Genomic DNA, 24,467 nt, shown 5'->3' with positions numbered 1-24,467 from the left:
AAGCTTTGGATATGAGATATGGCCCAACGTGATATCCGCAGCCTCGACGTCGGCATGCTGCGGACCTTCGATGCGCTGATGCGCGAACGCAGCGTGTCGCGCGCGGCAACTCGGCTGTTCCTGAGCCAGCCCGCGGTGAGTGCCTCGCTCAACCGCCTGCGCGACACCTTCGGCGACCCGCTGTTCACGCGCACCGCGCACGGCGTGGAACCCACGGCGCGCGCGCAGGCGCTGGCCGGCCAGGTGGAGCGCGTGCTGGCCGACCTGTCGGCCATGCTGGAGCCGGGCGAGGGCTTCGACCCGGCGGCCTCGCAGCGCATCTTTCGCATCTCCGGCGGCGACTACGCCAGCCACCTGCTGCTGCCCACGCTGGCCAACGAGCTGGTGGCGTGCGGCTCGCGCGTGCGCATCTACTGGGAGACCAGTTCGTTCCTCACGCTGACCGAGCGCCTGCGCAAGGGCGACTTCGACATTGCCGTGCTGCCGCGCCTGCAGCCGCCGAGCGACTGCGAATCGGCGCTGCTGTACGAAGACCGCTACGTGGTCGCGGTGCGGCGCGGGCATCCGACGATGGGCCACGGCGCCACGCCGGGCGTCACGCTCGAGGCCTTCTGCGCATCGCCGCATGTGTTCCTGGGCTATGGCAGCTCCGCGCTGGACGACCTCATCGACCAGGTGCTGGCGCGGCTGGGGCACACGCGCAACATGAGCGTCGCCATGACCAGCTTCGGCCAGATCGTCGACCTGCTGGCGCAGACCGACCACGTGGCCGTGATGCCGCTGCGCGTGGCCGACCGGTTTCGCGACCTGCTCGCGGTGCACCCGCTGCCGTTCGAGCTGCAGGGCTACCGCTCGGTCGTGTGCTGGAACCGGCGCTCGAATTCCGATGCGGGGGTGCTGTGGCTGAAGGACGCGCTGTTGCGCATCGGGCGCATCGGGCGCAGCGAAAGCACGGCTACCGCGGCTTGACCCTGCGCGCGAAGGCCTCGAGCCCGTCGATGGTCATCTGCACGTGGCGCTCGAAGCTGCTGTCCAGCGGCACCGCCGTGCCGTTGTCCCATCGCAGGATGAAGGCCTTGTTGGCCAGCAGCGGCAGGTTGCGCGTGAGCACCGGGTGGTCGAGCGGGCGAATGGTGTGCACGCGCTCGCGCAGCTCCTCGGCCCAGGCCTGCGTGTTGTCGGCGGGCAGCGGCGAGAACTCCATCGTGAGAAAACCCAGCATCGCCGCGATGGTGCAGTTGTAGGCCTCCAGCAGCGGCTCGCCTTCGAAGCCGGCCTCGGTCAGCGCGGCCAGCACGCCTTCGACCAGCTCGATCGGCAGACTGCCGTTGGACACCAGCTGCGCGCCCAGCAGCTGCGCCACGTTCGGGTGGCGGCGCACGGCGGCGCGGCAGCGGCGGAACAGCTCGGCCATCCACGCTTGCCAGGCCAGCTTGCCCGGCGGCGGCGTCACCTGGGCCATGACGGCGGATGCCACTTCGGCCAGCAGCGCCTCGCGCGTGCTCACGTGCCAGTGCACCGTGGCCGGGTACACGCCCAGGCGCGCCGCCACCTCGCGCATGCTGAAGGCGCCGAGGCCGAACTCGTCGATCTGCTCGAGCGCGACTTCGGCGATGCGCTGCCTGGTCAGCGCTGTGCCGCCTGAAGGGCGACCGGCGGTCCTGGGCGGGGCTTTTTTCGGGGTGGGGGTGGGCGTGGGAGGGGACATTGGCTGCGATTGTGTGGCAGTTGAATTGGCGGTATAAACAATATTAATTGAGCACTGATCAATAAAAATGACGATCAACGCTCGGCACGCAACCATGCAAAGGACGATTCCATGAGCGACCCCATCGACCAGGCCCTTGCCGACGCACACCGGCGCTTCACCGACGCCAACCCGGCCAGCCGCCGCCAGTTCGACGAGCAGGCGCGCTACATGCCGGGCGCCAACAGCCGCTCGGTGTTGTTCCATGCGCCGTTCCCGCTGACCATCGCCAGGGGCGAGGGCGCCGCGCTGTGGGACGCCGACGGCCACCGCTACGCCGACTTCATCGCCGAGTACACGGCCGGCGTCTACGGCCATTCGGCGCCGGAGATCCGCGACGCCGTCATCGAGGCCATGCGCAGCGGCATCAACCTCACGGGCCACAACCTGCTCGAAGGCCGGCTGGCCAAGCTCATCTGCGAGCGATTTCCGCAGATCGAGCAGCTGCGCTTCACCAACTCGGGCACCGAGGCCAACCTGATGGCGCTCACCGCGGCGCTGCACTTCACGGGCCGCCGCAAGATCGTGGTGTTCTCGGGCGGTTACCACGGCGGCGTGCTGGGCTTCGGCGCCGGGCCGCTGCCGACGACCGTGCCGTTCGACTTCCTGGTGCTGCCGTACAACGACGCGCAGCTGGCGCGCGAGCAGATCGAAAAGCACGGCGCCGATGTTGCCGCGGTGCTGGTCGAGCCGATGCAGGGCGCGAGCGGCTGCATTCCGGGCCGGCCGGATTTCCTGCAGGCCCTGCGCGAATCGGCCACGCGCGTGGGCGCCTTGCTGGTGTTCGACGAGGTGATGACTTCGCGCCTGGCGCCGCATGGGCTCGCGAACCAGCTCGGCATCCGCGCGGACCTCACCACGCTGGGCAAGTACATCGGCGGCGGCATGTCCTTCGGCGCCTTCGGCGGGCGTGCCGACGTGATGGCGCAGTTCGACCCGCGCACCGGTTCGCTCTCACACTCGGGCACCTTCAACAACAACGTGATGACGATGGCGGCCGGCTACGCGGGCCTCACCCAGTTGTTCCCGCCCGAGGCGGCCGGTGCGCTGGCGGCGCGCGGCGAGGCCATGCGCGAACGGCTCAATGCGCTGTGCGCGAAGGAGGGCGTCGGGCTGCAGTTCACCGGGCTGGGCTCGCTGATGAACGCGCATTTCGTGAACGGCGAGGTGGTGCGCTGCGAAGACCTGGCCGGCGTCGACGGGCGGCTGCGCCAGCTGCTGTTCTTCCACCTGCTGGCGCAGGGCATCTACGCGTCGCCGCGGGGTTTCGTGGTGCTGTCGTTGCCGGTGGCCGACGCGGACATCGACCGTTTCGTCGCCGCCATCGGCGGCTTCATCGGCGAGCACAAGGCGTTGCTGCCCCGCGCCGGTTAGCGCTGCGTCAGCGCGTGCCGGCCACGCCCAGCAACTCGTGCAGCCGCGTGCTGGTGGTCGTGTACTGCAGGTGCACGGCCTTGCCTGGGAACACGATGGCCGTGGCGCCCCAGGCGGCCAGCGTGGCCTCGTGGAAGCCGCAGACGATGAGCTTCTTCTTGCCCGGGTAGGTGTTGATGTCGCCCACTGCGAACACACCGCGTTCGCGGGTTTCGTACTTCTCGGTGTCGGCCGGCACCTTCTTGCGCTCCAGTGCCAGGCCCCAGTCGGCGATCGGGCCCAGGCGCGGCGAGATGCCCAGGCAGGCGACGAGTGCGTCCAGCGGAAACTCGACCGTGGCCGCGTCGGGCGTGGCGATCTGCAACTGCTTGCCGTCGAAGGCGCTGGGCTGGCCGACCTGGAAGGCCAGCTTGCCTTCGGCCACCAGCGCGCGCATGGCGGCCACGGTGGCTTCGGCGGCCTGGAAGCCGTCGCGGCGGTGCACCAGCGTGACCCGTTTTGCGATGGCCGTGAGCGCGATGGCGGTTTCCAGGGCGATGTCATCGCCCCCGTTGACCACCACCGCCTGTCCCGCGAAGCGGTCCAGCGATTCGGGGTGATAGAAGAGCGAAGTGCCCTCGAAGCGCGCGATGTCTTCCAGCGCGATGCGCTTGGGCACGAAGGCCCCGACGCCGGCGGCAATGAACACGGTCCTGGCCAGGAAAGCCTTGCCGGCCGACGTGGTCAGCAGCAGCCGGTCGTCGGCCTGGCGCTCGAGCGTGGCAACCTGCTCGCCGAAGTGGAACTGCGGCTTGAACGGCGCCACCTGCTGCAGCAGCGACTGCGCCAGGTCGCGCCCGCTGGTCACGGGCGTACCGGGAATGTCGTAGATCGGCTTGTCGCCGTACAGCGCCACGCACTGGCCGCCCGCGGCGGGCAGTGCGTCGACGATGTGGTAGGAGATTTCGAGCAGGCCCAGCTGGAAGGCCTGGAACAGCCCCACGGGGCCGGCACCGACGATCAGGGCGTCGGTTTCGACAGGGGCCACAGGAGCCCCGGGCGCCGTCATGGTGCTCAGCGAATCAACTCCCCGACCTTGTCGGTCTTGTCTTTCCATTCTTCGGCATCAGGCAGCGCGGGCTTGCGCTTGGTGATGCTCTTCCAGCCGTCGGCCAGGGCCAGCTCGGCATTGATCTTGATGAAGGCGATCTGGTTGGCCGGCAGGTCTTCTTCTGCGTAGATCGCGTTGACCGGGCATTCGGGAATGCACACGGCGCAATCGATGCATTCGTCCGGGTCGATCACCAGCATGTTGGGACCTTCGCGGAAGCAGTCGACGGGGCAAACGTCCACGCAGTCGGTGTATTTGCAACGGATGCAGGCTTCGGAGACGACGTGGGTCATTTGTCTTTTTGCGTCAGAAGTGGTCGGGAAAAACCCTAGATTTTAGGCCTTTGCGGCGGAAGGTTGCACAAGTACCGCGGCAGCGGTCTTGTGCGAGGCCGTGTCGACCAGCACCAGCGAGCCCAGCGCCCGCGACTGCGTGAACGGCAGCACCGCCAGCGGCTGCTGCAGCGCGAGCACCACGTCGCCGATGGAATTGGCTTCGAGCTGCGTGGCGGGCTCCGAATCGAGCGTGGTGATGTTCACCCGGTCGACGATGCGCGCCACCTTGGCCTTGACCCAGCGGTGGCCCTGCAGCGCCCAATAAACGCGGCCCGTCACCAGCGGCTCGTCGTCCAGCCAGGCCACGGTGGCCGTGATCTCGCGCACCGGCTCGAAGGCGCCGGGCGCCAGCAGCCAGTCGCCGCGCGACACGTCGACCTCGCGGTCGAGCACGATGCCCGCGCTGTGGCCCGCATGCACCGCCTGCGGCTGGCGCGTGTGGTTGAGCACCTGGGCGACGGTGGCGGTCTGGTTGCTCGGCAGCACGGTCACGCGCTGGCCCGGCTCCACATGGCCCGAGGCCACGCGGCCCCAGAACACGCGGCGGCCCTGCGAGGTGTCGGCCGAAGCCGAGAACTTCTCGACCCATTGCACCGGGAAGGCGAAGGGCACGGCCTCGTCCTGCGCGGTGACCGGCAGTTCCTCGAGCAGCTCGAGCAGGCTCGGGCCTTCGTAGCCGACCCAGTCGGCGTGGCGCGTGGCCACGTTCCAGCCCTTGAGGGCCGAGATCGGCACGATGGCCGCCACCTGCACGCCGGCCGCTTCGGCAAAGGCGTTCAGCGCGGTCGAGATGCGTTCGAAGGCCAGGCCGGCATCGGCGATGGCGTCGAGCTTGTTCACCGCGAACACGATCGACTGCACGCGCAGCAGGTGGCACAGCAGCGTGTGGCGGCGCGTTTGCGGCAGCAGCTCGCGCTTGACCACGGTGCCGTCTTCCACCTCGGCGGCCCAGGCCAGCTTGGTCGCGTCGACCAGCACCACGGCGGCGTCGGCGGCCGAGGCGGCCGTGACCATGTTGCGCGTGTACTGCTCATGGCCCGGCGCGTCGCCGATGATGAACTTGCGCTTGGCCGTCGAGAAGTAGCGGTAGGCCACGTCGATCGTGATGCCCTGTTCGCGCTCGGCCGAGAGGCCGTCCGTCAGCAGGGCCAGGTCGGTCTCGCCGCCGCGCTGCACGCCGGCCAGCTGGTCCTGCAGCACGGTCTTGCTGTCGACCAGCAGGCGGCCGATGAGCGTGCTCTTGCCGTCGTCGACCGAACCGCAGGTGATGAAGCGCAGGGCGGTGCCGGTGTCGCCGTGGACGGCGAGTTCGTTGGAGGTGGCTGTCGTCGTGCTCATCAGAAATACCCGTCTTTCTTGCGCTTCTCCATCGAAGCTTCGGAGGTCATGTCGTCCATGCGCGTGGCGCCGCGCTCGCTGACGTCGACCGACAGCGTCTCCAGCACCACGTCGGCGGCATCGGCCGCCAGGCTTTCCACCGGGCAGGTGGTGGTGATGTCGCCCACGGTACGGAAGCGCACGTCGCGCACTTCCACCGTCTCGCCGTCGCGCGGCGGGGTCAGCTCGGTCACCGGCACCAGCAGGCCGCGGCGCTCCACCACTTCGCGCTTGTGCGTGTAGTAGATCGAGGGCAGGCCCACTTCCTCGCGGGCGATGTACTGCCACACGTCGAGTTCGGTCCAGTTCGAAATCGGGAACACGCGGAAGTGCTCCCCCGGGGCCAGGCGCGTGTTGAACAGCGTCCACAGCTCGGGGCGCTGGTCCTTGGGCTGCCATTGGCCGAAGCTGTCGCGGTGCGAAAAGATGCGCTCCTTGGCGCGCGCCTTTTCCTCGTCGCGGCGGGCGCCGCCGATCAGCGCGTCGAAGCGGAACTCCTCGATGGCTTCCAGCAGCGTCACCGACTGGTGCGCGTTGCGCGACTCGCCCGGGTGGGCCAGGCGCACGGTGCCGCGCTTCATCGAGTCTTCCACGCTGCGCACGATCAGCTCGGCGCCGAGTTCCTTGGCGCGCTGGTCGCGGTAGGCCGTCACTTCGGGGAAGTTGTGGCCCGTGTCGATCATCAGCAGCGGGTAGGGAATGCGGCCCGCGCCGAAGGCCTTTTCCGCGCACTTCAGCAGCACCAGCGAGTCCTTGCCACCCGAGAACAGCAGGGTGGGGCGCTCGAAGGCCGCGGCCACTTCGCGCAGGATGAAGATGGTTTCTTCTTCCAGCGCGTCGAGGTGCGTGTTGGAGAGGTGCGCCGGCGGCAGCAGCAGTTCGGTTTCGGTACGGGCGTTCATCTGGTGAGGTGCTGAATGCGAAGAATCGGTCAGGGGATGGCTCTCTGTGCGCTCGGTGGGTTCAGTGCGAGAGATGCAGGCCGCACTCGCGGTTGTCTTCGCCTTTGGTCGGGTCCACGTAGTCGAAGTTGTTCGGCAGGCCGTGCTTCTCGCAGTATTCGTACAGGTCCTTGGACGACCAGTGCAGCAGCGGCGCGACCTTGATCAGCCCGTCGGGGTTGACGCTGACCGGGTCCATCTGCGCGCGCACCGCGGTGTCGGTGGCCCGCAGCGCGGTGAACCACACCTTGGGCGCCGTCTCGCGCAGCGCGCGGGCAAAGGGCTCCAGCTTCACTTCTTCGGTGAAGGCGGCGTGGCGCGGATCGTCGAGCGCCGGCGTCGCGCCTTCCACCGCTTCGCGATGCGCGCGCGAGCGGCGCGGCAGGTAGATGTGCAGGTCCAGGCCCAGCAGCCGGGTCACTTCGTCCGCAAAGCGGTAGGTGGCCTCGGTGTTGTAGCCGTTGTCCATCCAGACCACCGGAACGTCGGGCCTTGCGCGCGTGACCATGTGCAGGATCACGGCCTCGAAAGGGCGGAAGTTGGTCGTGATGATCGACGGCTGGCCCAGGCCGGTGGCCCAGTCCACCAAACCCTCGGCGTTGCGGCCGAGTTCGGTGTTGATGCGTGCGAAGTCGATGTCGGTGGCGATGCTCATGTCGAGGGTTCCGTGCGTGCTCAGCTGCCGGCCACGAAGTGCGGCGCGGTCTGCACCGCGTCGCCCTGGTAGAAGGTGGCGAAGCGGTCGAACTGGCGCTGTGCGTCGGAGGCGTCCACGCCTTCTTTCAGCACGGCGCTGGAGAAGCCGGTGCGCTCCATCTGCACGAGCTGGTCGATCAGCACGTCGCCGGTGGCGCGGATGTCGCCCTTGAAGCCCAGGCGGCGGCGCAGCAGGAAGGCCTGGCTGTAGGCGCGGCCGTCCGTGAACTTGGGAAAGTTCAGGTCGATGCGCTCGATGTCGGCCAGGCACACCTCGATGGCGAGCGGGTCGGCGTCGTTGGCCAGTTGCAGCACCTTCGGGTCGCCGTCGTCGATGTGGTCTTCGGCCGCCAGGATGTTCAACGTCTTGTTCATGCTGCTTCCTCCACCTTGAAACGCGCACCGTTGGCCGCGGCCTTGAACGGGTCGGCGCCCACGCGGCGCAGCGTGTCGATGAAGTTCTCGCCGTTTTCACGGGTGTCGCGGTAGGTGGTGAGCACGGCCTCGATCACGCCCGGCACTTCGGCCGCCGAGAACGAGGGGCCGACCGCCTTGCCGGCCACCGGCGCGCCGCTGAGCGCGGACCCGTCGGAGCCGCCCAGCGACACCTGGTACCACTCCTTGCCGTCCTTGTCGACGCCCAGGATGCCGATGTGGCCGCTGTGGTGGTGTCCGCAGGAGTTGATGCAGCCGCTGATGTGCAGGTCGATCTCACCCAGGTCGTCGAGTTCGTCGAGGTCCTGGTAACGCTCGGTGATGGCTTCGGCGATGGGAATGGAGCGCGCATTGGCCAGCGCGCAGAAGTCGCCGCCGGGGCAGGCGATCATGTCGGTCAGCAGGTGCACGTTGGCGCTCGCGAAACCGGCGGCGCGGGCGGCGAGCCACAGCGCGTGCAGGTCCTCGGCATGCACCCAGGGCAGCACCACGTTCTGGTCGTGCGTCACGCGGGCCTCGCCGGCGGAGAAGCGGTCGGCCAGCTGGGCGAGCGTGTCGAGCTGGTCGGCCGAGGCGTCGCCGGGGGCCTGCTTCAGGCGCTTGAACGACAGCGTGACGGCGCGCAGCGCGGGGTTCTTGTGCGGCGCCACGTTGCGGGCGAGCCAGCGGGCGAACTGCACGTCGTCGGCAGCGTGGGTGCGCAGCTCGGCATCGGTCTTCTCGGCGCTCTGCAGCACGCGGGTGGCCAGCGTCGGCGGCACGAAGGAGGCGGCCACGCGGTCGAACTCTTCCTGCGTGATGGTGTGCGGTGCGCCGTCGTGCTCCAGGATCTGCTTGTACTCGGCGTCCACGTCGTCGATGTAGCGCTGGCCTTCGGCCTTCACCAGGATCTTGATGCGCGCCTTGTAGATGTTGTCGCGGCGGCCGTAGCGGTTGTACACACGAATCACCGCTTCGAGGTAATTCATGATGTGCTGCCAGGGCAGGAACTCGCGCAGCACGGTGCCGATGATGGGCGTGCGGCCCATGCCGCCGCCCACCTGCACGCGAAAGCCGATCTCGCCGGCTTCGTTCTTCACGATGTGCAGGCCCACGTCGTGCCAGCCGGTGGCCGCGCGGTCTTCGGTGGCGCCGGTGATGGCAATCTTGAACTTGCGCGGCAGGAACGCGAACTCGGGGTGCAGCGTGCTCCACTGCCGCATGATTTCCGCGTACGGGCGCGGATCGGCGATCTCGTCGATGGCGACGCCGGCGCGCTCGTCGCTCGTGATGTTGCGGATGCAGTTGCCGCTGGTCTGGATGCCGTGCATGTCGACCGAAGCCAGCAGGTCCATCACGTCGGCCGACTTCGACAGCGGAATCCAGTTGTACTGGACGTTCTGGCGCGTCGAGAAGTGGGCGTAGTGGGTGGGCAGCTTGTGGCTGCCGAGCTGGCCCTGGGTCTCGATGGCCTTCTTGTAGACCTCGGCTTCGGGCTCGTCGTACTCGCGGGCGATGCGGGCCAGCACGCGCAACTGGCGGCTGGAAAGCTCGCCGTACGGCACGGCCACGCGCAGCATGGGCGCGTAGCGCTGGACGTACCAGCCGTTTTGCAGCCGCAGCGGCCGGAACTCGTCCTCGTGGAGGCGGCCCTTTTGCCAGCGTTCGAGCTGGTCTCGGAATTGGGCGGCCCGTTGGTGAACGAACTGGCGATCGAATTCTGTGTATTGGTACATCGTGCGTGTGTCTTGAGGAAGTGCGGTGCCGCACGTTCAACGGGGCGCCCCAGCAAGAAGCCGAGATTCTGAAAGCGCGCCTTATGGAAACAAACTATTTTTTGGTTCGCGTCTTATGCGGATAAGCTTATTCACCAGTATCCATGCGGGTTTCGGGACGGTTGGTTGCTTATTCCGGATAAGGCGAGCGAGCCGCGAACGGGTTGTCGGACCCGGGAATTCTAGGAAGTGAAGAAAGTCCGGGCTGGCGTGCGGAAGTTGCCTAAAGTTTTCATTGGCGCTGCCGATATCCAGCCTAGGAGAGCGGCCGACCGGTCGCTTTTTTTCAGATTCGACGCTGCTGCCCGTGCGCGGGCGGCAGTTCCTTCACATCCCCTGGAGTCCCGACCATGTTCTTGAGCAATGTCTCAATCGGCAAGCGCCTTGCCATCGTGCTGGGCGCCATCCTGGCGCTTTTCCTTGCCACCAGCGTCGCCGCGGTGCTGAAGCTGCAGCAACTGAGCCAGGAGATCGACACGATGATCCAGGACAACGTGAAGACCGAGCGCGCCGGCTCCGACTGGCTGCGCCACACCACTTCCGGCGTGCAGCGCGCCGCCGCCATTGCCAAGAGCAGCGACGCCAGCCTGATCGACTACTTCGCGCCGGCCACGGCCAAGTCGATCAAGGACACCAACGAACTGCAGAAATTCATCGAGGGCAAGCTGGTCAAGCCCGAGGAGAAGGCGCTGCTGGAGAAGGTCGGCAACCTGCGCAAGGCCTACCTGGCTTCGCGTGAAGAAGTGAGCAAGCTCAAGCTGACGGGCGACCTGGCAGGCGCCAACCGCGCCTTCGACAGCCAGTTCCAGCCCACGTCGGTGGCCTACCTGGCCGGCGTGCAGCAGGTCGTGGACACCCAGCGCGAGCAGCTCGACGCCGCCGCGGGCCGCGCCAACGACCTGCAATCGCAGACCCGCATGCTGCTGATCGTGTGCTCGGCCGTGAGCCTGGTGGCGGGTGCGCTGCTGGCCTGGCTGCTGGCGCGCAGCATCACCGCACCGTTGCGCAGCGCCGAGAGCATGGCGCAATCGATCGCCGAAATGGACCTGACCGGCGCCCCCCAGCTCACCTACGCCAAGGACGAGACCGGCCACCTGCTGCGCGCGCTCGACCAGATGCGCGACGCCCTGAAGGGTTCGCTCTCGCAGGTGCACGGCGTGGTGATGAACGTGTCGACCGCCAGCACGCAGATCGCCTCCGGCAACCAGGACCTGTCTTCGCGCACCGAAGAGCAGGCCAGCTCGCTGGAGCAGACCGCCGCCTCCATCGAGGAACTGACTTCCACCGTCAAGCAGAACGCCGACAACGCGCGCCAGGCCAACCAGCTCGCCACCTCCGCCTCGGAAGTGGCCGTGCGCGGCGGCAGCGTGGTGTTCCAGGTGGTGGAGACCATGGGTTCCATCAATGCGTCGTCCAAGAAGATCGTGGACATCATCAGCGTGATCGACGGCATTGCGTTCCAGACCAACATCCTGGCGCTGAACGCGGCCGTGGAAGCGGCCCGTGCGGGCGACCAGGGCCGCGGCTTCGCGGTGGTGGCGTCTGAAGTGCGCAGCCTGGCGCAACGCTCGGCCGCCGCGGCCAAGGAAATCAAGACGCTCATCGGCGATTCGGTCGAGAAGGTCGAGGAGGGCAGCCGCCAGGTGGCCGACGCCGGCCGCACCATGGACGAGATCGTGGGCAGCGTGAAGCGCGTGACCGACATCATGGGCGAGATCAGCGCCGCGAGCCAGGAACAGACCTCGGGCATCGAGCAGATCAACCAGGCCATCACGCAGATGGACCAGGTCACGCAGCAGAACGCCGCGCTGGTCGAAGAGGCCTCGGCCGCCGCGCAATCGCTTCAGGAGCAGGCGGGCAGCCTGTCGGAAATCGTGAGCCAGTTCAAGCTGGAGCCAGGCGCCAGCGCAGGCGGCCGCTCGCCGCGTGCTCTCGCGGCGAATGCACCGCGCGGCATCGGCATGCGCGACGTCGCGTTCCAGTAAGAAGCGACGAAAGACCGACGCCGAAGGGCGTCGGCCGGTGCTGCTGCCTCAGCGCAGCATCGAAGACATCGCCGAACAGCAGTTCAGCATGCGCACCGCCGCTTCCACCGTCTCGGCGGTGAAGCGCAGGGTGACGCCGTCGAGGCGCTCGAAGGCCGGCCACTGGCAGAACAGATCGGCCAGCGAGGGCGACTGGGCGCGCAGCGTCACGGTCTGCGGGCCCGTGAAGACCAGCGGCCTGGCGTTGGCACGCTGGGCCAGCGCTTCTTCCACGCCGGCACGGATGGCGCGGCGCGATTGCTCGGGCGACAGCGAGATGCCGCTGCCGAAGCCCGTGGCTTTCTTGGTTTCCACGAAGGTCGCGTGCGGGAACAGCGGGCGGTTCTCGGCGATGAACACGTCGTCGCCGCTGCCCATGACCACGGGCGCGCCGTACTCGCCGGCCAGCGCACCGTACAGGCCGGCTTCGCCCAGCTCCTGCCCGTTCAGCGAGATGCTCGCAAAGGCAAAGCTGTTGATGGTGTGCGCCAGGATGCCGCGGCCTTGCCCGCGCGAGTGGTAGCCCACCATGCACACCGCGTCCACGCCTTCTTCCACGCCGGCCACCATGCTCAGGTAGCGCGGCTTGCCTTGCACCACGCGCGCGCGCGGGTCGAGCACGTCGGGCGGCATGTTGCGAAAGCCGCCGTGCGAGTCGTTCACCAGCACCTCGGTGGCGCCCGCGTCGAAGGCGCCGGCAACGGCCGCATTGGCTTCCTGCGTCATCAGCAGGCGCGCGCGTTCGAACTCGGGGTTGCCGGGGCGCACCTGCTCGGGGTGGTAGACGCCGGCGACGCCTTCGATGTCGGTGGAGATCAGGACTTTCATGGGCGGTGCGATCGGAAATCGGGTCAGAGGGAAGAGGGGTGCAGCAGCTCGGAGAGCGCCGCGCGGTGGTTGCCGTCGCGGCCGGTCACGGCCTCGGCGCGCCACAGCGCATGAATGATCGCCTGCTCGGTGCTGTCGGCCGCGGCCTGGAACAGGCCGTCAAGCAGGCTGTCGTGCAGCATCGCCACGGCCGGCATCGGCCGTTCGGCGCTGTCGGGCACGGTGTAGGCGGTGGAAAAGGCCAGCACGATGTCGCCGCTGCCATGCCCGAAGACCGAGCCCGTGCGGGCCAGCCCGGCGCCCGCGCGCAGCGCCAGGCGGCGCAGCTGGCGCGCGTCCAGCGGGGCGTCGGTGGCCACCACGATGATGATCGAGCCCTTCTCGGTCTTGTCGGCGTCTTCCGTTGGCGGCAGGCTGCGCGCGGCCTGCCGCGCGGCGAGCCGCTCGCCCACCGCATGGCCGGCCAGCAGCAGCTGCGGCTGGCGCCCGTAGTTCGCGAGCACCAGCGTGCCCACGGTGTGGCAACCGCCTTTGCCACCTTTGCCACCTTGGCCACCTTGACAGCTGCTTCGTGCGGACACGCGCCTCGATGCGCTGCCGATCCCGCCCTTCAGCTGGAAGCTCGACATGCCGCGCCCCGCGCCGACCGAGCCCTGCGCAAAATCGGCGCCGGCGCCTTGCAGCGCCTGCAGGTAGTCGGCCTCGCTCACGGCCAGCCGCTGGATGTCGTTGAGGTAGCCGTCGTTGCACTCGAACACCAGCGGGTTCACCGTGGGCAGCGCGCGGCCGGTTTCGGGGTTGTTCGCCACGCAATGGCGGATCTGCGCGGTGGCCACCGTGCCGACCGAGAAGGTGTTGGTCAGCGCGATCGGCGTTTCCAGCACGCCGAGCTCTTCGAGCTGCACCAGCCCCACGCTCTTGCCGAAGCCGTTGAGCACCACGGCCGCGGCGGGCACCTTGTCGCGGAACGGGTCGAGCGCGTGCGGGCGGATCACCGTCACGCCCGTCTGCACGCCGCCGTCGTTCAGCGTGCGGTGGCCGACGGTGACGCCGGCCACGTCGGTGATGGCGTTGCGCTCGCCCTGGAGCAGGTTGCCGATGAAGGGAAGGGTGGCTTGCTGCTGGCTGGAAGACATGGGGACGGAAGTTACTGGCGGTCGATCTTCGGATCGAGCGCGTCGCGCAGTGCGTCGCCCAGCAGGTTGAAGGCGAGCACGGTGAAGAAGATGGCCAGGCTGGGGAACAGCGCCACGTGCGGCGAGGTCACCATGTCGGCGCGCGCTTCGCTGAGCATCGCGCCCCATTCGGGTGTGGGCGCCTGCGCCCCCATGCCCAGGAACGACAGGCTGGCCGCCGTGATGATCGAGGTGCCCACGCGCATCGAGAAATACACCACGATCGACGAGATGGTGCCCGGCAGGATGTGCCGCACGATGATGGTCCAGTCGGACGCGCCGATGCTGCGCTCCGCCTCGATGTAGGTCTGCTGCTTGAGCACCAGCGTGTTGCCGCGCACCAGGCGCGCGAAGGCCGGCACGCTGAACACCGACACCGCCACCACCACGTTGGTCATGCTGCTGCCCAGGATGGCCACCACGCCCAGCGCCAGCAGGATGCCGGGGAAGGCGAACAGCACGTCGGAAACCCGCATCACGATGCGGTCCCACCAGCCTTCGTAGTAGCCCGCCAGCAGGCCGAAGGCCGTGCCGATGAAGCCGCCCACCAGCACCGACAGGAAGCCGGCCATCAGCGAAATGCGCGCACCCGCCAGGATGCGGCTGAAGATGTCGCGGCCCAGCGGGTCCACGCCCATCCAGTGGGTGGCCGACGGACCGCTGTTGAGCATGTCGTAGTCGAAGAAGTTCTCGGGGTCGAAGGGCACGATCCACGGCGAGAACACCGCGATGAACACCAGCAGCGCCACGAACGCCGCGGCCACGAGGCCCACGGGCTGTTTCTTGAAGCGGCGCCAGCACTCGCCCCAGGGCGTGCGGATCTTGCCCGCGCTTTGCAGGGTGGCGACCGGGGAGGTCGGAAGAATGATTTCGGCAGGCGCGCCGGAAGCTTGCGTCATGTCGGCTGCCTCACTTGTATCGGATGGTCGGGTTGATGTAGCCGTACAGCACATCGACCACCAGGTTGATCAGGATGAATTCGAGCGAGAACAGCAGCACCAGCGTCTGGATGACGGGGTAGTCGCGCATCTGCACCGCGTCCACCAGCAGGCGGCCCAGGCCGGGCCAGTTGAACACCGCCTCCACCAGGATCGAGCCGCCCAGCAAAAAGCCGAACTGCAGGCCCATCATGGTGACCACCGGAATCAGCGCGTTGCGCAGCGTGTGCTTGAACACCACGCGCGACTCGTGCACGCCCTTGGCGCGCGCGGTGCGAACGAAGTCTTCCTGGATCACCTCGACGAACGAGGCGCGCGTGAAGCGCGCCATCACGGCCGCCACGGCCGCGCCCAGCGTGATCGAGGGCAGGATGTAGTGCTTCCAGGTGCTGGCGCCCACCGTGGGCAGCCAGCCGAGCTGGACCGAGAAGATCTGCATCAGCAGCATGCCGAGTGCAAATGCGGGAAAGGAGATGCCCGAGACCGCGAGCGTCATGCCCAGCCGGTCCGGCCATTTGTTGCGGTACACCGCCGAGACGATGCCGATGCCCATGCCGAAGATCACCGCCCACACCATGCTGGTGATGGTCAGCATCACCGTGGGGAAGAAGCGCTCGCCGATTTCCACCGACACCGGCCGCCGCGTGCGGATCGAGGTGCCGAAGTCGCCCTGCACCATGTGGGTGAAGAAGCTCACGAACTGCTGCGGCAGCGGCTTGTCGAGCCCGAGCTCCTGGCGCACCATGGCCACGGTCTGCTCGTCGGCGTCCTGGCCCGCGGCAAGGCGCGCGGGGTCGCCGGGAAGCATGTGGACGAACAGGAACACCAGCACCGCCACGATGAGCAGCGTGGGGATCAGGCCCAACAGTCGTTTGAGGAAGTAATTCAGCATGGGAGGCGTTTGTCGCGATCGGGCGGCGGCGGCATGCCGCCGCCCGTCGGACAGTCAGTCAGGAAAACGAGGAACCGGGGATCAGTTCGACACCGCGACGGCGTCGATGTTGATGTTGCCGTCGGGCATCACGAACACACCCGACAGGCGCTTGGCGTGGGCCGACAGGTTCTGCTCGGTGACCATCGGCACGCGCGGCAGGTCCTTGCGGATCTGCTCTTGCGCGGTCTTGTACAGCGCGGCCTTCTCGCCTTCGTCGATCGTCACCAGCGCCTTGGCCAGTGCGTTGTCGACCACGTCGCTCTTGTAGAACGACATGTTGTTCAGCTTGGGTGCCCAGGCTTCCGAGGCGAACAGCGGGCGCAGGCCCCAGTCGGCTTCACCGGTCGACGACGACCAGCCCGTGTAGTACATGCGGACCTTGGCGGTCTTGGCGTCCGGCCATGCATCCACCTGCTCCGTGCGCTGGCCCACTTCGAGCGCCTGCACCTGCAGCTTGATGCCCACTTGCGCGAGCTGCTGCTGCACGAACTGGATGGTCTTCTGGCTGGTCGTGTTGTTGTAGGCGCTCCACAGCACCGACTCGAAGCCGTTGGGGTAGCCGGCTTCGGCCAGCAGTTCCTTGGCCTTCTTCACGTCGTAGGGAATGGGGGCCATCTTCTCGGCGTACTTCACGCCCTGGGGCAGCACGCCCTGCGCCGGGAAGGCATAGCCGCCGAACGCGACCTTGGCCAGCGCTTCCTTGTTGATGGCGTAGCCGATGGCTTCGCGCACCTTCGGGTTGTCATAGGGCTTCTGCAGCATGTTGAATGCCAGGAAGCGCGTGATGATCGACGGCGTGGCCACCACTTCGAGCTTGTCGCTCTTCTTCAGCAGGTCGGCCTGCTCGTAGGGAATGGGGAACGCGAAATCGGCTTCGCCGGTCTGCAGCATGGCCGCGCGCGTGTTGTTCTCCAGCACCGGCTTCCATTGCACGGTGTCGACCTTGGGGAAGCCCTTCTTCCAGTAGCCGTCGAATTTCTTGGCCTTGACGGAGTCGGTCTGCTTCCACTCGACGAATTCGAACGGGCCGGTGCCCACGGGGTGGAACGCGATGTCCTTGTTGCCCCACTTCTTCAGCGCGGTGGGCGAGATCATGGCGGCCGAGGCGTGGGCCAGCGAGTTGATGAAGGGGCCGAAGGGCTCCTTCAGCGTGATGCGCACGGTGGTGGCGTTCACCGCCTCGACCTTGCTCACGCGGTTGAACTGGTTGTAGCGCAGCAGCTTGTTGTCCTGGTTCAGCACGCGGTCGAGCGTGAACTTGACGGCTTCCGCGTTGAAGTCGGTGCCGTCGTGGAACTTCACGCCGGTGCGCAGCTTGATGGTGTAGACCAGGCCGTCCTTGGACACGTCGTAGCTCTCGGCGAGCACGTTCTGCACCTTCAGGTCCTTGTCGAACTGGAACAGGCCTTCATAGAAGGTCTTCGTCACGGCCGTGGTGATGGTGGTGTTGGTGTTGTACGGGTCCAGCGTTTCCGGCTGGTAGCCGATCGACAGCACCACGTCTTTGGCGGCCAGTGCCGTGCCCGAAGCGGCCAACGCGGCCAGGCCCAGCAGTGCGGATGCCCATCGAAGGGAGGAAGAAGATTGCGTCATGGAAGAACTCCAGTCGGTTCGTGGAAAAAAGCAGGGGGGGGCCTGCCGGTTGAAAAAATAGGGTCTGAAAAGATCAGCTCAAAACGCGCCGCCGATGGCATGCCGTGCAACGAAATGCCCCGGTGCCACCTGCACCAGCGGCGGCACCACGGGCTCGTCGCCCACCGCGCGAATGGGGCTGGGAATCTCGCCTTCGAGCAGCGCGCGCGGCTTGTGGCGGCGCGACGGGTCGGCCACCGGCACGGCCGCCATCAGCTTGCGGGTGTAGGCGTGCTGCGGTGCCTCGAACACCGCGCGGCGCGGGCCGATCTCCACGATCTGGCCCAGGTACATCACGGCCACGCGGTGGCTGATGCGCTCCACCACCGCCATGTCGTGCGAGATGAACAAAAAGGCCACGCCCAGCTCGCGCTGTAGGTCGAGCATCAGGTTGACGATCTGCGCCTGAATGGACACGTCCAGCGCGGACACCGACTCGTCGGCCACCACCACCTTGGGGTTGAGCGCCAGTGCGCGCGCAATGGCAATGCGCTGGCGCTGGCCGCCCGAGAACTCGTGCGGGTAGCGCTGCGCCACCTCGGGCGGCAGGCCGACCTTCTGCAGCAGCCAGTCGACGCGCTGCTGCGCCTCGGCGCCCTTGGCGATGTTGTGGATGAGCAGCGGCTCCATGATCGAGAAGCCCACCGTCACGCGCGGGTCGAGCGAGGCGAACGGGTCCTGGAAGATGAACTGGATGTTGCGGCGCAGCGCCTGCAGCTCGCGCGTGGGCAGCTCGCGGATGTTCTGGCCGCCGAACTCGATGGCGCCGCTCTGGCTTTCCACCAGACGCAGCAGCGAGCGGCCCGTGGTCGACTTGCCGCAACCCGACTCGCCCACCAGCGCCAGCGTTTCGCCGGGGTACAGGTCGAAGCTGATCTTCTCCACCGCATGCACGCGGCGCTTCACGCGCCCGAGCAGGCCGCTGCGCACGTCGAAGCGCGTGACCAGGTCGCGCACGCGCAGGATCGGGCCCGCGTCGTCGCGCACCGTGTTCTGCGGCGTGGCCGCTTGCACCGGCGCGGCATCGGCCGTGGCGTCGACCGTGAATTCGGTGCGCAGCAGCTCGAACTTGGCCGGCAGGTCGGTGCCCTGCATGGCGCCCAGCTTGGGCACGGCGGACAGCAGGGCGCGGGTGTAGGGGTGCTGCGGCGCGGCGAACACGGCGTCCGACGTGCCGGCCTCCACCTTGTCGCCGCGGTACATCACCAGCACGCGGTCGGCAATCTCGGCCACCACGCCCATGTCGTGCGTGATGAACAGCACGCCCATGCGCATCTCCTTCTGCAGCTCGCGAATGAGCTGGAGGATCTGCGCCTGGATCGTCACGTCGAGCGCCGTGGTGGGCTCGTCGGCAATCAGCAGCTGCGGCTTGCACGACAGCGCCATCGCGATCATCACGCGCTGGCGCATGCCGCCCGACAGCTGGTGCGGGAAGCGGTCGAGCACGTTGCGCGCCTCGGGAATGCGCACCAGCTCCAGCATGCGAAGCGCTTCAGCGCGCGCGGCCGAATTGCTCTTGCCCTGGTGGATGCGGATGGCTTCGGCAATCTGGTCGCCGGCCGTGAACACCGGGTTCAGCGAGGTCATCGGCTCCTGGAAGATCATGGCGATGTCCGCGCCGCGGATGCCGCGCATCGTCTGGTCGCGCGCCTGGGCCAGGTCGAGCACCTCGCCGTTGCGGCGGCGGAATGCCATGCGCCCGTCGAGGATGCGGCCGCCGCCGTGCTCCACCAGGCGCATCAGCGCCAGCGAAGTCACCGACTTGCCCGAACCCGACTCGCCCACCACCGCGAGCGTTTCGCCGTGGTCGATGTGGAACGACAGTTTCTTCACGGCATCGACGGTGCGCTCGGAGGTCGAGAAGCGAACGGTGAGGTCGTCGACGGCGAGAACGCGGCCGTCCGGCAGGGCAAGGGAAGGGGTGGACATGGGAATGCGAGAGAAAAGGGGAACGCGCGGTGTCAGGCGAAGATGGCCGTTTGCGGCGCTTCGTTGCCGCGCGCGTGGCCGCGGTACATGCCTTCGGTGTTGAAGGCCAGGCTCAGGTTGCCGTGGCGGTCGACGGCAATCAGCCCGCCGGTGCCGCCGATGGCAGGCAGCGACTGCTGCACCACCGCGTGCGTGGCGGCTTCGAGCGTGGCGCCGCCGTAGGCCATGCGCGCGCACACGTCGTAGGCGGCGGCCACGCGGATGAACATCTCGCCGCTGCCGGTGCACGACACCGCGGCCGTGCGGTCGTCGGCATAGGTGCCCGCGCCGATGAGCGGCGAGTCGCCGATGCGGCCGACGCGCTTGTTGGTCATGCCGCCGGTGGAGGTGGCGGCCGCCAGGTGGCCGTGCATGTCGAGCGCGACGGCGCCGACGGTGCCCATCTTCCTGTCCTCGTCGAGCGGTGCGGCGGCTGCGGCCGATGTTGCCGTCGTTGCGGTCATCGAAGCGCCGTCATGGTCCGTCACCACGCGGCCGGTGTCGCGCACGCGATACAGCTGCTGGCGGCGCGCCTCGGTCGAGAAGAACGAGGGCTCGACCATCTCCAGCCCGTGTTCGCGCGCAAAGGCCTCGGCGCCCGCGCCGGCCAGCAGCACATGGGCGCCGTCTTCGAGCACGGCACGCGCGGCGCGCACCGGGCGGCGCACGTGGCACACGCCGGCAATGGCGCCGGCGGCCAGCGTGGCGCCGTTCATCACGGCGGCGTCGAGCTCATGGGTCTCGTCGTGCGTGAACACCGCGCCGTGGCCAGCGTTGAACAGCGGGCACTCCTCGAGCATCTCGACCGCGAGGCAGGCGGCGTCGAGCGCGGAGGCGCCTTTCAGCAGCATCGCCTGCGCGGCGGCCACGATCTGGTTCAGCGCGTCGTGATAGGCCTGCGCCTGTTCGGGGCTGGTGGTGGCGGCGCTGATGGTGCCGGCACCGCCGTGGATGGCGATCACGGGCACGTGGGTCTGTGTCATCGGGAAGCTTTCTTCTTGTTCTGGCCGGCGCCGTTCAGGGCGGCGGCTTCGGTTGTGTCGTCGAAACGCGCGACGGTGTTCATGCCGGTGCCGCGCGGCAAGCCGTTGGCGCCGTGCAGCCACGGGCGCACCGCCTGCAGGATGCGGCCGGCGGACTGCACCGGGTCGGGCGCGCGCAGCGCCACGGCGCTGGTGAGGGCCTCGATCAGCGCGAGCACGCTGGTCTCGCAGTTCGGGCGGTAGCTGGTTTCGGTCTGGCAATACAGCGCCACGTCGGCCAGCGGCGCGAGCGGCGAGCTGGGGCGGTCGGTGAGGGCGAGCACGGCGCAGCCCTGGCCGCGCGCGATCTGCGAGAGCGCCACCGTGTCGGTCAGGTAGCGCGGAAAGGTCAGGCCGATGAACAGGTCCTGCGGACCCGCGTGCATCAGCGTGCGCGCGGCGTGCGTCACGCCGCTCACGCCCGAGAGCAGGCGCACGTCGTTGCACGAGCCGTCCAGCCCGTGCTGCAGCAGGCCGGCCAGCCAGGCGCTGGCGCCGAAACCGGCGATGTAGATCGAGCGCGCCTTGCCGATGCGCTCCACCGCGGCTTCGCAGGCGGCGTAGTCCAGCGTCTGGCGCGTGGCGTCGATGTTGCGGCGGCTCTCGTCGAGCGCGGTGGCGAACACCTCGGCCACGGTCGACGGGCGCTCCAGGTTGCCGCGCAGCCGCTCCACGGGCGCCACCAAAGACTCGAAGCCGCGCACGAGCTCGGCGCGGAAGGTGGCGTAGCCGTCGAAGTCCAGCGCGCGGGCAAAGCGGTTGGCCGTGGCGACCGACACGCCCACCGCGGCGGCGAGCTCGTCGATGGGCAGCGTGGCCACTTGCAGCGGGTGCTCCAGCACGTAGTCGGCCACCTGGCGGTGCGAACGCGTCAGCCGCGGCAGCGCCTGCGCAATGCGCTGGGCCACGGTGGTGCCTGGGGTGTCGACGGTCGTGCTCATGAAAGGTGCGGCGTGCCCGAAAGTGTGCGTTTTTTGAAAACCAGTTTACAAATATAAGTCAAACAAGAAAATTTTCTGTCATTTTTGATCGTGTTTGCAAGGAACGGGCCAGCGGTGAAGGGGCATTGAACGCAGGGCCGCGCGGCGTTTTCCCTTGTGGGGCGGGCCTTCCGGCGTCGTCGGGGCCTGGCCTCTAGGGATTTCCCTGATGTGGCTGCTTCGTCAAAATCCACCGCAAACAGGAGGGTGTGAGATGGGCGAGAAAAAGAAGCTGGACGCAGCGTCGGTCCTGGGCGGACGCATCCTGAAAGTCGACCACGCGGGCGAGCAGGGCGCGGTGAACATCTACCGGGCACAGATCTTCATGGCGCGTTGGACCGCGCCGTCGCTGGTGGGTGAACTGCGCGAGTTCAAGTCGCACGAGGAGAAGCACAGGGCGCTGTTCGCGGCCGAGTTGCAGCGTCGCGGCGTTCGCCGATGCCGCAGCTATTGGCTGTGCGGGATCGGTGGATGGGTGCTCGGGTGCGTGACCGGTTTGCTGGGCCGGCACGCCATTTCCGCAACGACCGTCGCGGTCGAGCGCGTGGTGCTCGGACACCTGAAGGAACAGCTGCACACGCTCGCCGGGCAGGACGAGGCGGCGGTCCGGGTGATCTCGCAGATCGTCGACGAGGAGCAGCTGCACCACGACCGGTCCGCGTCGCATGTGCGCACGGACCATGTGTGGTCGAAGCTGCTCGGGCCTGTGGTTGCCGCGTCGACGGAGTCGGTGATCTGGTTGGGGATGCGGCTCTGAGTGTTGTGCGCGGCGCGCGGTCTGCCAGCGCTGGTGTCGGTCTCTTGGCTCTTGCCGAGCGCTACGCTGCCACCCGCACGCCGAAGCTCGGCGTGCTCGGGATTGGCGTCTCGAAGCACCTCTGGATGACTCAACGGAGGCCATTCATGGCTGCTTCTGCCTGCTCGCCCGCTCCCTTCGATACCGGCCTTGCCGAATCTCTCGCCATCCAGGCCTGCGACGAGACCGACAGCTTGCGCGAAGTGTTGTCCGCCTACGCATGCCTCGAAAAGCTCATCGAGCCGGCCGAGTTGGGCGACACCGAACAAGTCCATCCGACCCGCACCGAGCTCGCTGCATTGGTCGGCATGGTGAACTTGGAAATGAGCCGCCGGCTCGCCGTGATCGACGCGACGCTTCAATCGATGCGCGCCGAACTCAACGCGCGACCTACAGAAGCATCCCCAGCCAACTGATTGCGCGGCCGGCCGCATAGAGGCCCAGCCCGAACACCGCATGCGTGACCAGGCTGTGCATGCGCGCCATGGCCGGCCGCGGCGTGCGGCTGGCCGCGATGCCTGCACCTATGCCCGGCTGCAGCACGAAGAAGGGCGCGGCCACGCCGGCGATGCCGACGATCAGCGCGGGGCCGAGCGTGGGGTTGCTTGCCCATGCCATGCCCCAGACGGCGAGCAGCACGGCGGCGAATGCGATGCCGATGGCGTAGTGGGCCGTCCATCCGATGAGCCGCTCGTTGCGCACGGGCGGCGTCGCGGCGATGGGGTTGTGGCGCAAGCGTCCGCGCGTGAGGTGGACGAGCCAGCGGCCGACCAACGCGTAGTCCAGCGCGGGAACGCCGAACAGGCGCTTTCGCACCATGGCCCAGATGTCCATCACCACCGTCGCGCCCGCGCCCGATGGCGAGCGCGTGGGCGAGCCAGTCGGTTGCGGCGGTCATGCGGCAACCCCTTCGGCGCGGGCACCGATCGACCAGCACGCGGCCACCAGGCGGACTTCATCGCCGTGTACGAAGGGTTCGAACGCGGCGCGCACGGTGTCGATGACTTGCGCGCGGGTTCGTTCGTCGGCCTGCGACAGCGCCGAACCGACGGGCCCCATCCGGCTCAGGTAGCCGAGCAGGTCTTTCTCGGGCAGCGTGCAGGGCACGTCGATCGGCTCGATGGCGATGCCGTGCCAGCCGCTTTGTTGCAGCACGGCCTGGACGTGTGCGCGGTCGGCAAAGGCGAACTGCCCCGGCGCCCCCGGCTTGCGCGCGGGAAGGTTCGGCAGCAGCGGTGCCGCGGCGCGCTCGGCGGTGGTCATGAAAGGGTTCTCCGCGGCGCTGCGCCAGGCGATGAACCGCAGCGACGCGCCACGCGCCGCGGCGCGGTGCAGGTTGGCGAACGCGCTCACCGGGTCGTCGAAGAACATCACGCCGAAGCGCGAGACGAGCAGGTCGAAGCTGCCGGGTGCAAACGTGTGGGTCTGCGCGTCGGCGCAGACGAAGGTGGTGGGCATGTCTTGCCGCTCGGCGCGCGTGCGCGCGGTGGCGATCATGGGCTGCGAGATGTCGATGCCGCTGCATTGGCTTGCGGTACCGAGCTGCTGCGCCACGGCGAGCGTGGTGCCGCCGGTGCCGCAACCCACGTCGAGCACGCGGCGCGCGCCCGCGGCACGGGCTGCTTCGACCAGCAGGTCTTCGAAGGGTTTGAAGAGGCGGTCGAGCGAGGCTTGCGCGTCGACCCATGCGTGGCCCGATGAGCCGTTCCACAGCCGTGCCTGCTCGTTGCCCGTGGACTGGGTGGTTTCCATGATTTCGTTTCCTTTGGCTTGCCTTCGCGAGGCGGAAACCGCACTATGCGAGCTCAAGCCGACTTGAGGTCAAGAGGGGAGGGTCCAAAGAGTGATGCATCTGGACATCAGCGAGGTGGCGCAGCGTTCCGGCGTGCCGGCTTCGGCGCTGCGGTATTACGAAGAAAAGGGGCTGATCGCCTCGACCGGGCGGCGCGGCCTGCGCCGCCTGTTCGACATCGGCGTGCTCGAACGGCTGGCGCTGATCGCGCTGGGCCGCACCGCGGGTTTTTCGCTGGACGAGATCGCGCGCATGTTCGGCACCGATGGCCAACCGCGCATCGACCGGCTGATGCTCACGGCCAAGGCCGACGAGCTCGACCGGACCATCCGCAACCTGAGCGTGATGCGCGACGGGCTGCGGCATGCCGCCGTGTGTTCCGCGCCCAGCCATATGGAATGCCCGAAGTTCAGGCGCATCCTGCGGGCCGCGGAGGCTGGGGCGAAGGTGAAGTCGGAGAAGAAAGCACCGAAGCCACCGAAGCCACCAAAAGGCTGACGGAGATGACGGCTGGCCAGGGTGGCGGGTTGCGCCCGGGGTGCGATCCCGCCGACGGCGGGCCCTGTTTCGCGAATGTCCCCCGGCCTGCGGCCTCCTCCTTTATTTCGCGAAACAGGACCCACCATCGA

General features: G+C 67.9%; 23 protein-coding genes and 1 pseudogene. 6 read left to right on the top strand and 18 right to left on the bottom strand.

What is annotated here, in order from left to right:
* The first annotated feature begins 18 nt into the window (after positions 1-18).
* The gene (locus tag BM013_RS02955) at positions 19-969 is read left to right on the top strand and encodes a LysR family transcriptional regulator (RefSeq protein ID WP_093122566.1); all 951 of its coding nucleotides are present in this window, start codon (positions 19-21) and stop codon (positions 967-969) included.
* Here the strand turns inward: BM013_RS02955 and BM013_RS02950 are convergent.
* A complete protein-coding gene (locus tag BM013_RS02950) occupies positions 956-1,708 on the bottom strand; it encodes a TetR/AcrR family transcriptional regulator (protein WP_093122563.1) in 753 nt (250 codons plus the stop codon). The genes BM013_RS02955 and BM013_RS02950 overlap by 14 nt on opposite strands.
* 111 nt (positions 1,709-1,819) lie before the next feature.
* Between BM013_RS02950 and BM013_RS02945 the strand changes: the two genes are divergently transcribed.
* Entirely contained in the window at positions 1,820-3,121 is a 1,302-nt protein-coding gene (locus BM013_RS02945) for an aspartate aminotransferase family protein (protein ID WP_093122561.1), read from the top strand.
* Between the two features lie 7 nt (positions 3,122-3,128).
* Here the strand turns inward: BM013_RS02945 and BM013_RS02940 are convergent, their stop codons facing one another.
* From BM013_RS02940 to BM013_RS02910, 7 genes are all read right to left on the bottom strand, one after another.
* Positions 3,129-4,169, bottom strand: a complete 1,041-nt coding sequence (locus BM013_RS02940) for an NAD(P)/FAD-dependent oxidoreductase (protein WP_256221365.1) — start codon at positions 4,167-4,169, stop codon at positions 3,129-3,131.
* Between the two features lie 5 nt (positions 4,170-4,174).
* The gene (gene fdxA, locus BM013_RS02935) at positions 4,175-4,504 is read right to left on the bottom strand and encodes a ferredoxin FdxA (RefSeq protein WP_093123335.1); all 330 of its coding nucleotides are present in this window, start codon (positions 4,502-4,504) and stop codon (positions 4,175-4,177) included.
* A gap of 42 nt (positions 4,505-4,546) precedes the next feature.
* The gene (locus BM013_RS02930; RefSeq protein WP_093122556.1) at positions 4,547-5,884 is read right to left on the bottom strand and encodes a sulfate adenylyltransferase subunit 1; all 1,338 of its coding nucleotides are present in this window, start codon (positions 5,882-5,884) and stop codon (positions 4,547-4,549) included.
* On the bottom strand, positions 5,884-6,825 hold the full coding sequence (cysD, locus tag BM013_RS02925) for a sulfate adenylyltransferase subunit CysD (RefSeq protein WP_093122554.1): 942 nt from the start codon (positions 6,823-6,825) through the stop codon (positions 5,884-5,886). Before cysD ends, BM013_RS02930 begins: the two co-directional genes overlap by 1 nt.
* A 61-nt stretch (positions 6,826-6,886) precedes the next feature.
* Positions 6,887-7,519: a phosphoadenosine phosphosulfate reductase domain-containing protein gene (locus BM013_RS02920; protein ID WP_093122551.1), complete on the bottom strand. Its 633-nt coding sequence runs from the start codon at positions 7,517-7,519 to the stop codon at positions 6,887-6,889.
* A gap of 20 nt (positions 7,520-7,539) precedes the next feature.
* Positions 7,540-7,935, bottom strand: coding sequence for a DUF934 domain-containing protein (locus BM013_RS02915; RefSeq protein ID WP_093122549.1), 396 nt, complete (start codon positions 7,933-7,935; stop codon positions 7,540-7,542).
* Entirely contained in the window at positions 7,932-9,710 is a 1,779-nt protein-coding gene (locus tag BM013_RS02910) for a nitrite/sulfite reductase (RefSeq protein ID WP_093122546.1), read from the bottom strand. The genes BM013_RS02915 and BM013_RS02910 overlap by 4 nt, the downstream gene beginning before the upstream one ends.
* 389 nt (positions 9,711-10,099) lie before the next feature.
* Here BM013_RS02910 and BM013_RS02905 point away from each other — a divergent pair, with 389 nt between their 5' ends.
* On the top strand, positions 10,100-11,734 hold the full coding sequence (locus BM013_RS02905; RefSeq protein WP_093122544.1) for a methyl-accepting chemotaxis protein: 1,635 nt from the start codon (positions 10,100-10,102) through the stop codon (positions 11,732-11,734).
* Positions 11,735-11,782: 48 nt separating this feature from the next.
* Here BM013_RS02905 and BM013_RS02900 read toward each other — a convergent pair whose 3' ends face one another.
* The 8 genes from BM013_RS02900 to BM013_RS02865 all read right to left on the bottom strand — a co-directional run bounded on the left by BM013_RS02900 (position 11,783) and on the right by BM013_RS02865 (position 21,211).
* A complete protein-coding gene (locus tag BM013_RS02900; RefSeq protein ID WP_093122542.1) occupies positions 11,783-12,601 on the bottom strand; it encodes a M55 family metallopeptidase in 819 nt (272 codons plus the stop codon).
* A 23-nt stretch (positions 12,602-12,624) separates the two neighbouring features.
* Positions 12,625-13,737 carry a P1 family peptidase gene (locus BM013_RS02895; RefSeq protein ID WP_093122539.1) on the bottom strand — a complete coding sequence of 371 codons (1,113 nt, stop codon included), beginning with the start codon at positions 13,735-13,737 and terminating at the stop codon, positions 12,625-12,627.
* A gap of 11 nt (positions 13,738-13,748) precedes the next feature.
* The gene (gene gsiD / locus BM013_RS02890; protein ID WP_093122537.1) at positions 13,749-14,675 is read right to left on the bottom strand and encodes a glutathione ABC transporter permease GsiD; all 927 of its coding nucleotides are present in this window, start codon (positions 14,673-14,675) and stop codon (positions 13,749-13,751) included.
* A gap of 10 nt (positions 14,676-14,685) precedes the next feature.
* Positions 14,686-15,606, bottom strand: a complete 921-nt coding sequence (gene gsiC / locus BM013_RS02885; RefSeq protein WP_093122534.1) for a glutathione ABC transporter permease GsiC — start codon at positions 15,604-15,606, stop codon at positions 14,686-14,688.
* 81 nt (positions 15,607-15,687) lie between these two features.
* Positions 15,688-17,241 (bottom strand): glutathione ABC transporter substrate-binding protein GsiB, encoded by a 1,554-nt coding sequence (gsiB, locus tag BM013_RS02880; protein WP_093122532.1) that lies wholly within the window; start codon positions 17,239-17,241, stop codon positions 15,688-15,690.
* 78 nt (positions 17,242-17,319) lie between these two features.
* Complete coding sequence (locus tag BM013_RS02875; RefSeq protein ID WP_093122530.1) at positions 17,320-19,209, bottom strand: dipeptide ABC transporter ATP-binding protein; 1,890 nt, start codon at positions 19,207-19,209, stop codon at positions 17,320-17,322.
* Between the two features lie 32 nt (positions 19,210-19,241).
* On the bottom strand, positions 19,242-20,231 hold the full coding sequence (locus BM013_RS02870) for an isoaspartyl peptidase/L-asparaginase family protein (RefSeq protein WP_093122528.1): 990 nt from the start codon (positions 20,229-20,231) through the stop codon (positions 19,242-19,244).
* Positions 20,228-21,211, bottom strand: coding sequence for a MurR/RpiR family transcriptional regulator (locus tag BM013_RS02865; protein ID WP_093122526.1), 984 nt, complete (start codon positions 21,209-21,211; stop codon positions 20,228-20,230). The genes BM013_RS02870 and BM013_RS02865 overlap by 4 nt, the downstream gene beginning before the upstream one ends.
* A gap of 253 nt (positions 21,212-21,464) precedes the next feature.
* Here BM013_RS02865 and BM013_RS02860 point away from each other — a divergent pair, with 253 nt between their 5' ends.
* A complete protein-coding gene (locus BM013_RS02860; RefSeq protein ID WP_093122524.1) occupies positions 21,465-22,007 on the top strand; it encodes a demethoxyubiquinone hydroxylase family protein in 543 nt (180 codons plus the stop codon).
* 146 nt (positions 22,008-22,153) lie between these two features.
* Positions 22,154-22,462, top strand: coding sequence for a hypothetical protein (locus BM013_RS02855; protein ID WP_093123333.1), 309 nt, complete (start codon positions 22,154-22,156; stop codon positions 22,460-22,462).
* On the opposite strand, the pseudogene BM013_RS02850 reads toward BM013_RS02855, so the two are convergent.
* Together BM013_RS02850 and BM013_RS02845 are read right to left on the bottom strand one after the other, a co-directional pair.
* Positions 22,437-22,901, bottom strand: a pseudogene (locus BM013_RS02850) (DUF2938 domain-containing protein); the annotation flags it as partial. The gene BM013_RS02855 and the pseudogene BM013_RS02850 sit on opposite strands and share 26 nt — an antisense overlap.
* Positions 22,902-22,940: 39 nt before the next feature.
* Positions 22,941-23,798, bottom strand: coding sequence for a class I SAM-dependent methyltransferase (locus BM013_RS02845; protein ID WP_093122521.1), 858 nt, complete (start codon positions 23,796-23,798; stop codon positions 22,941-22,943).
* A 91-nt stretch (positions 23,799-23,889) separates the two neighbouring features.
* Here BM013_RS02845 and BM013_RS02840 point away from each other — a divergent pair, with 91 nt between their 5' ends.
* A complete protein-coding gene (locus BM013_RS02840) occupies positions 23,890-24,336 on the top strand; it encodes a helix-turn-helix domain-containing protein (RefSeq protein ID WP_177225410.1) in 447 nt (148 codons plus the stop codon).
* The last annotated feature ends 131 nt before the right edge of the window (positions 24,337-24,467 follow it).

Origin of the sequence: Variovorax sp. OK605, from assembly GCF_900115445.1 — a bacterium.
Lineage (GTDB): Bacteria > Pseudomonadota > Gammaproteobacteria > Burkholderiales > Burkholderiaceae_C > Variovorax.
Note: the sequence above shows the minus strand (reverse complement) of the source record. Positions and strands in the feature narration are given on the sequence as shown.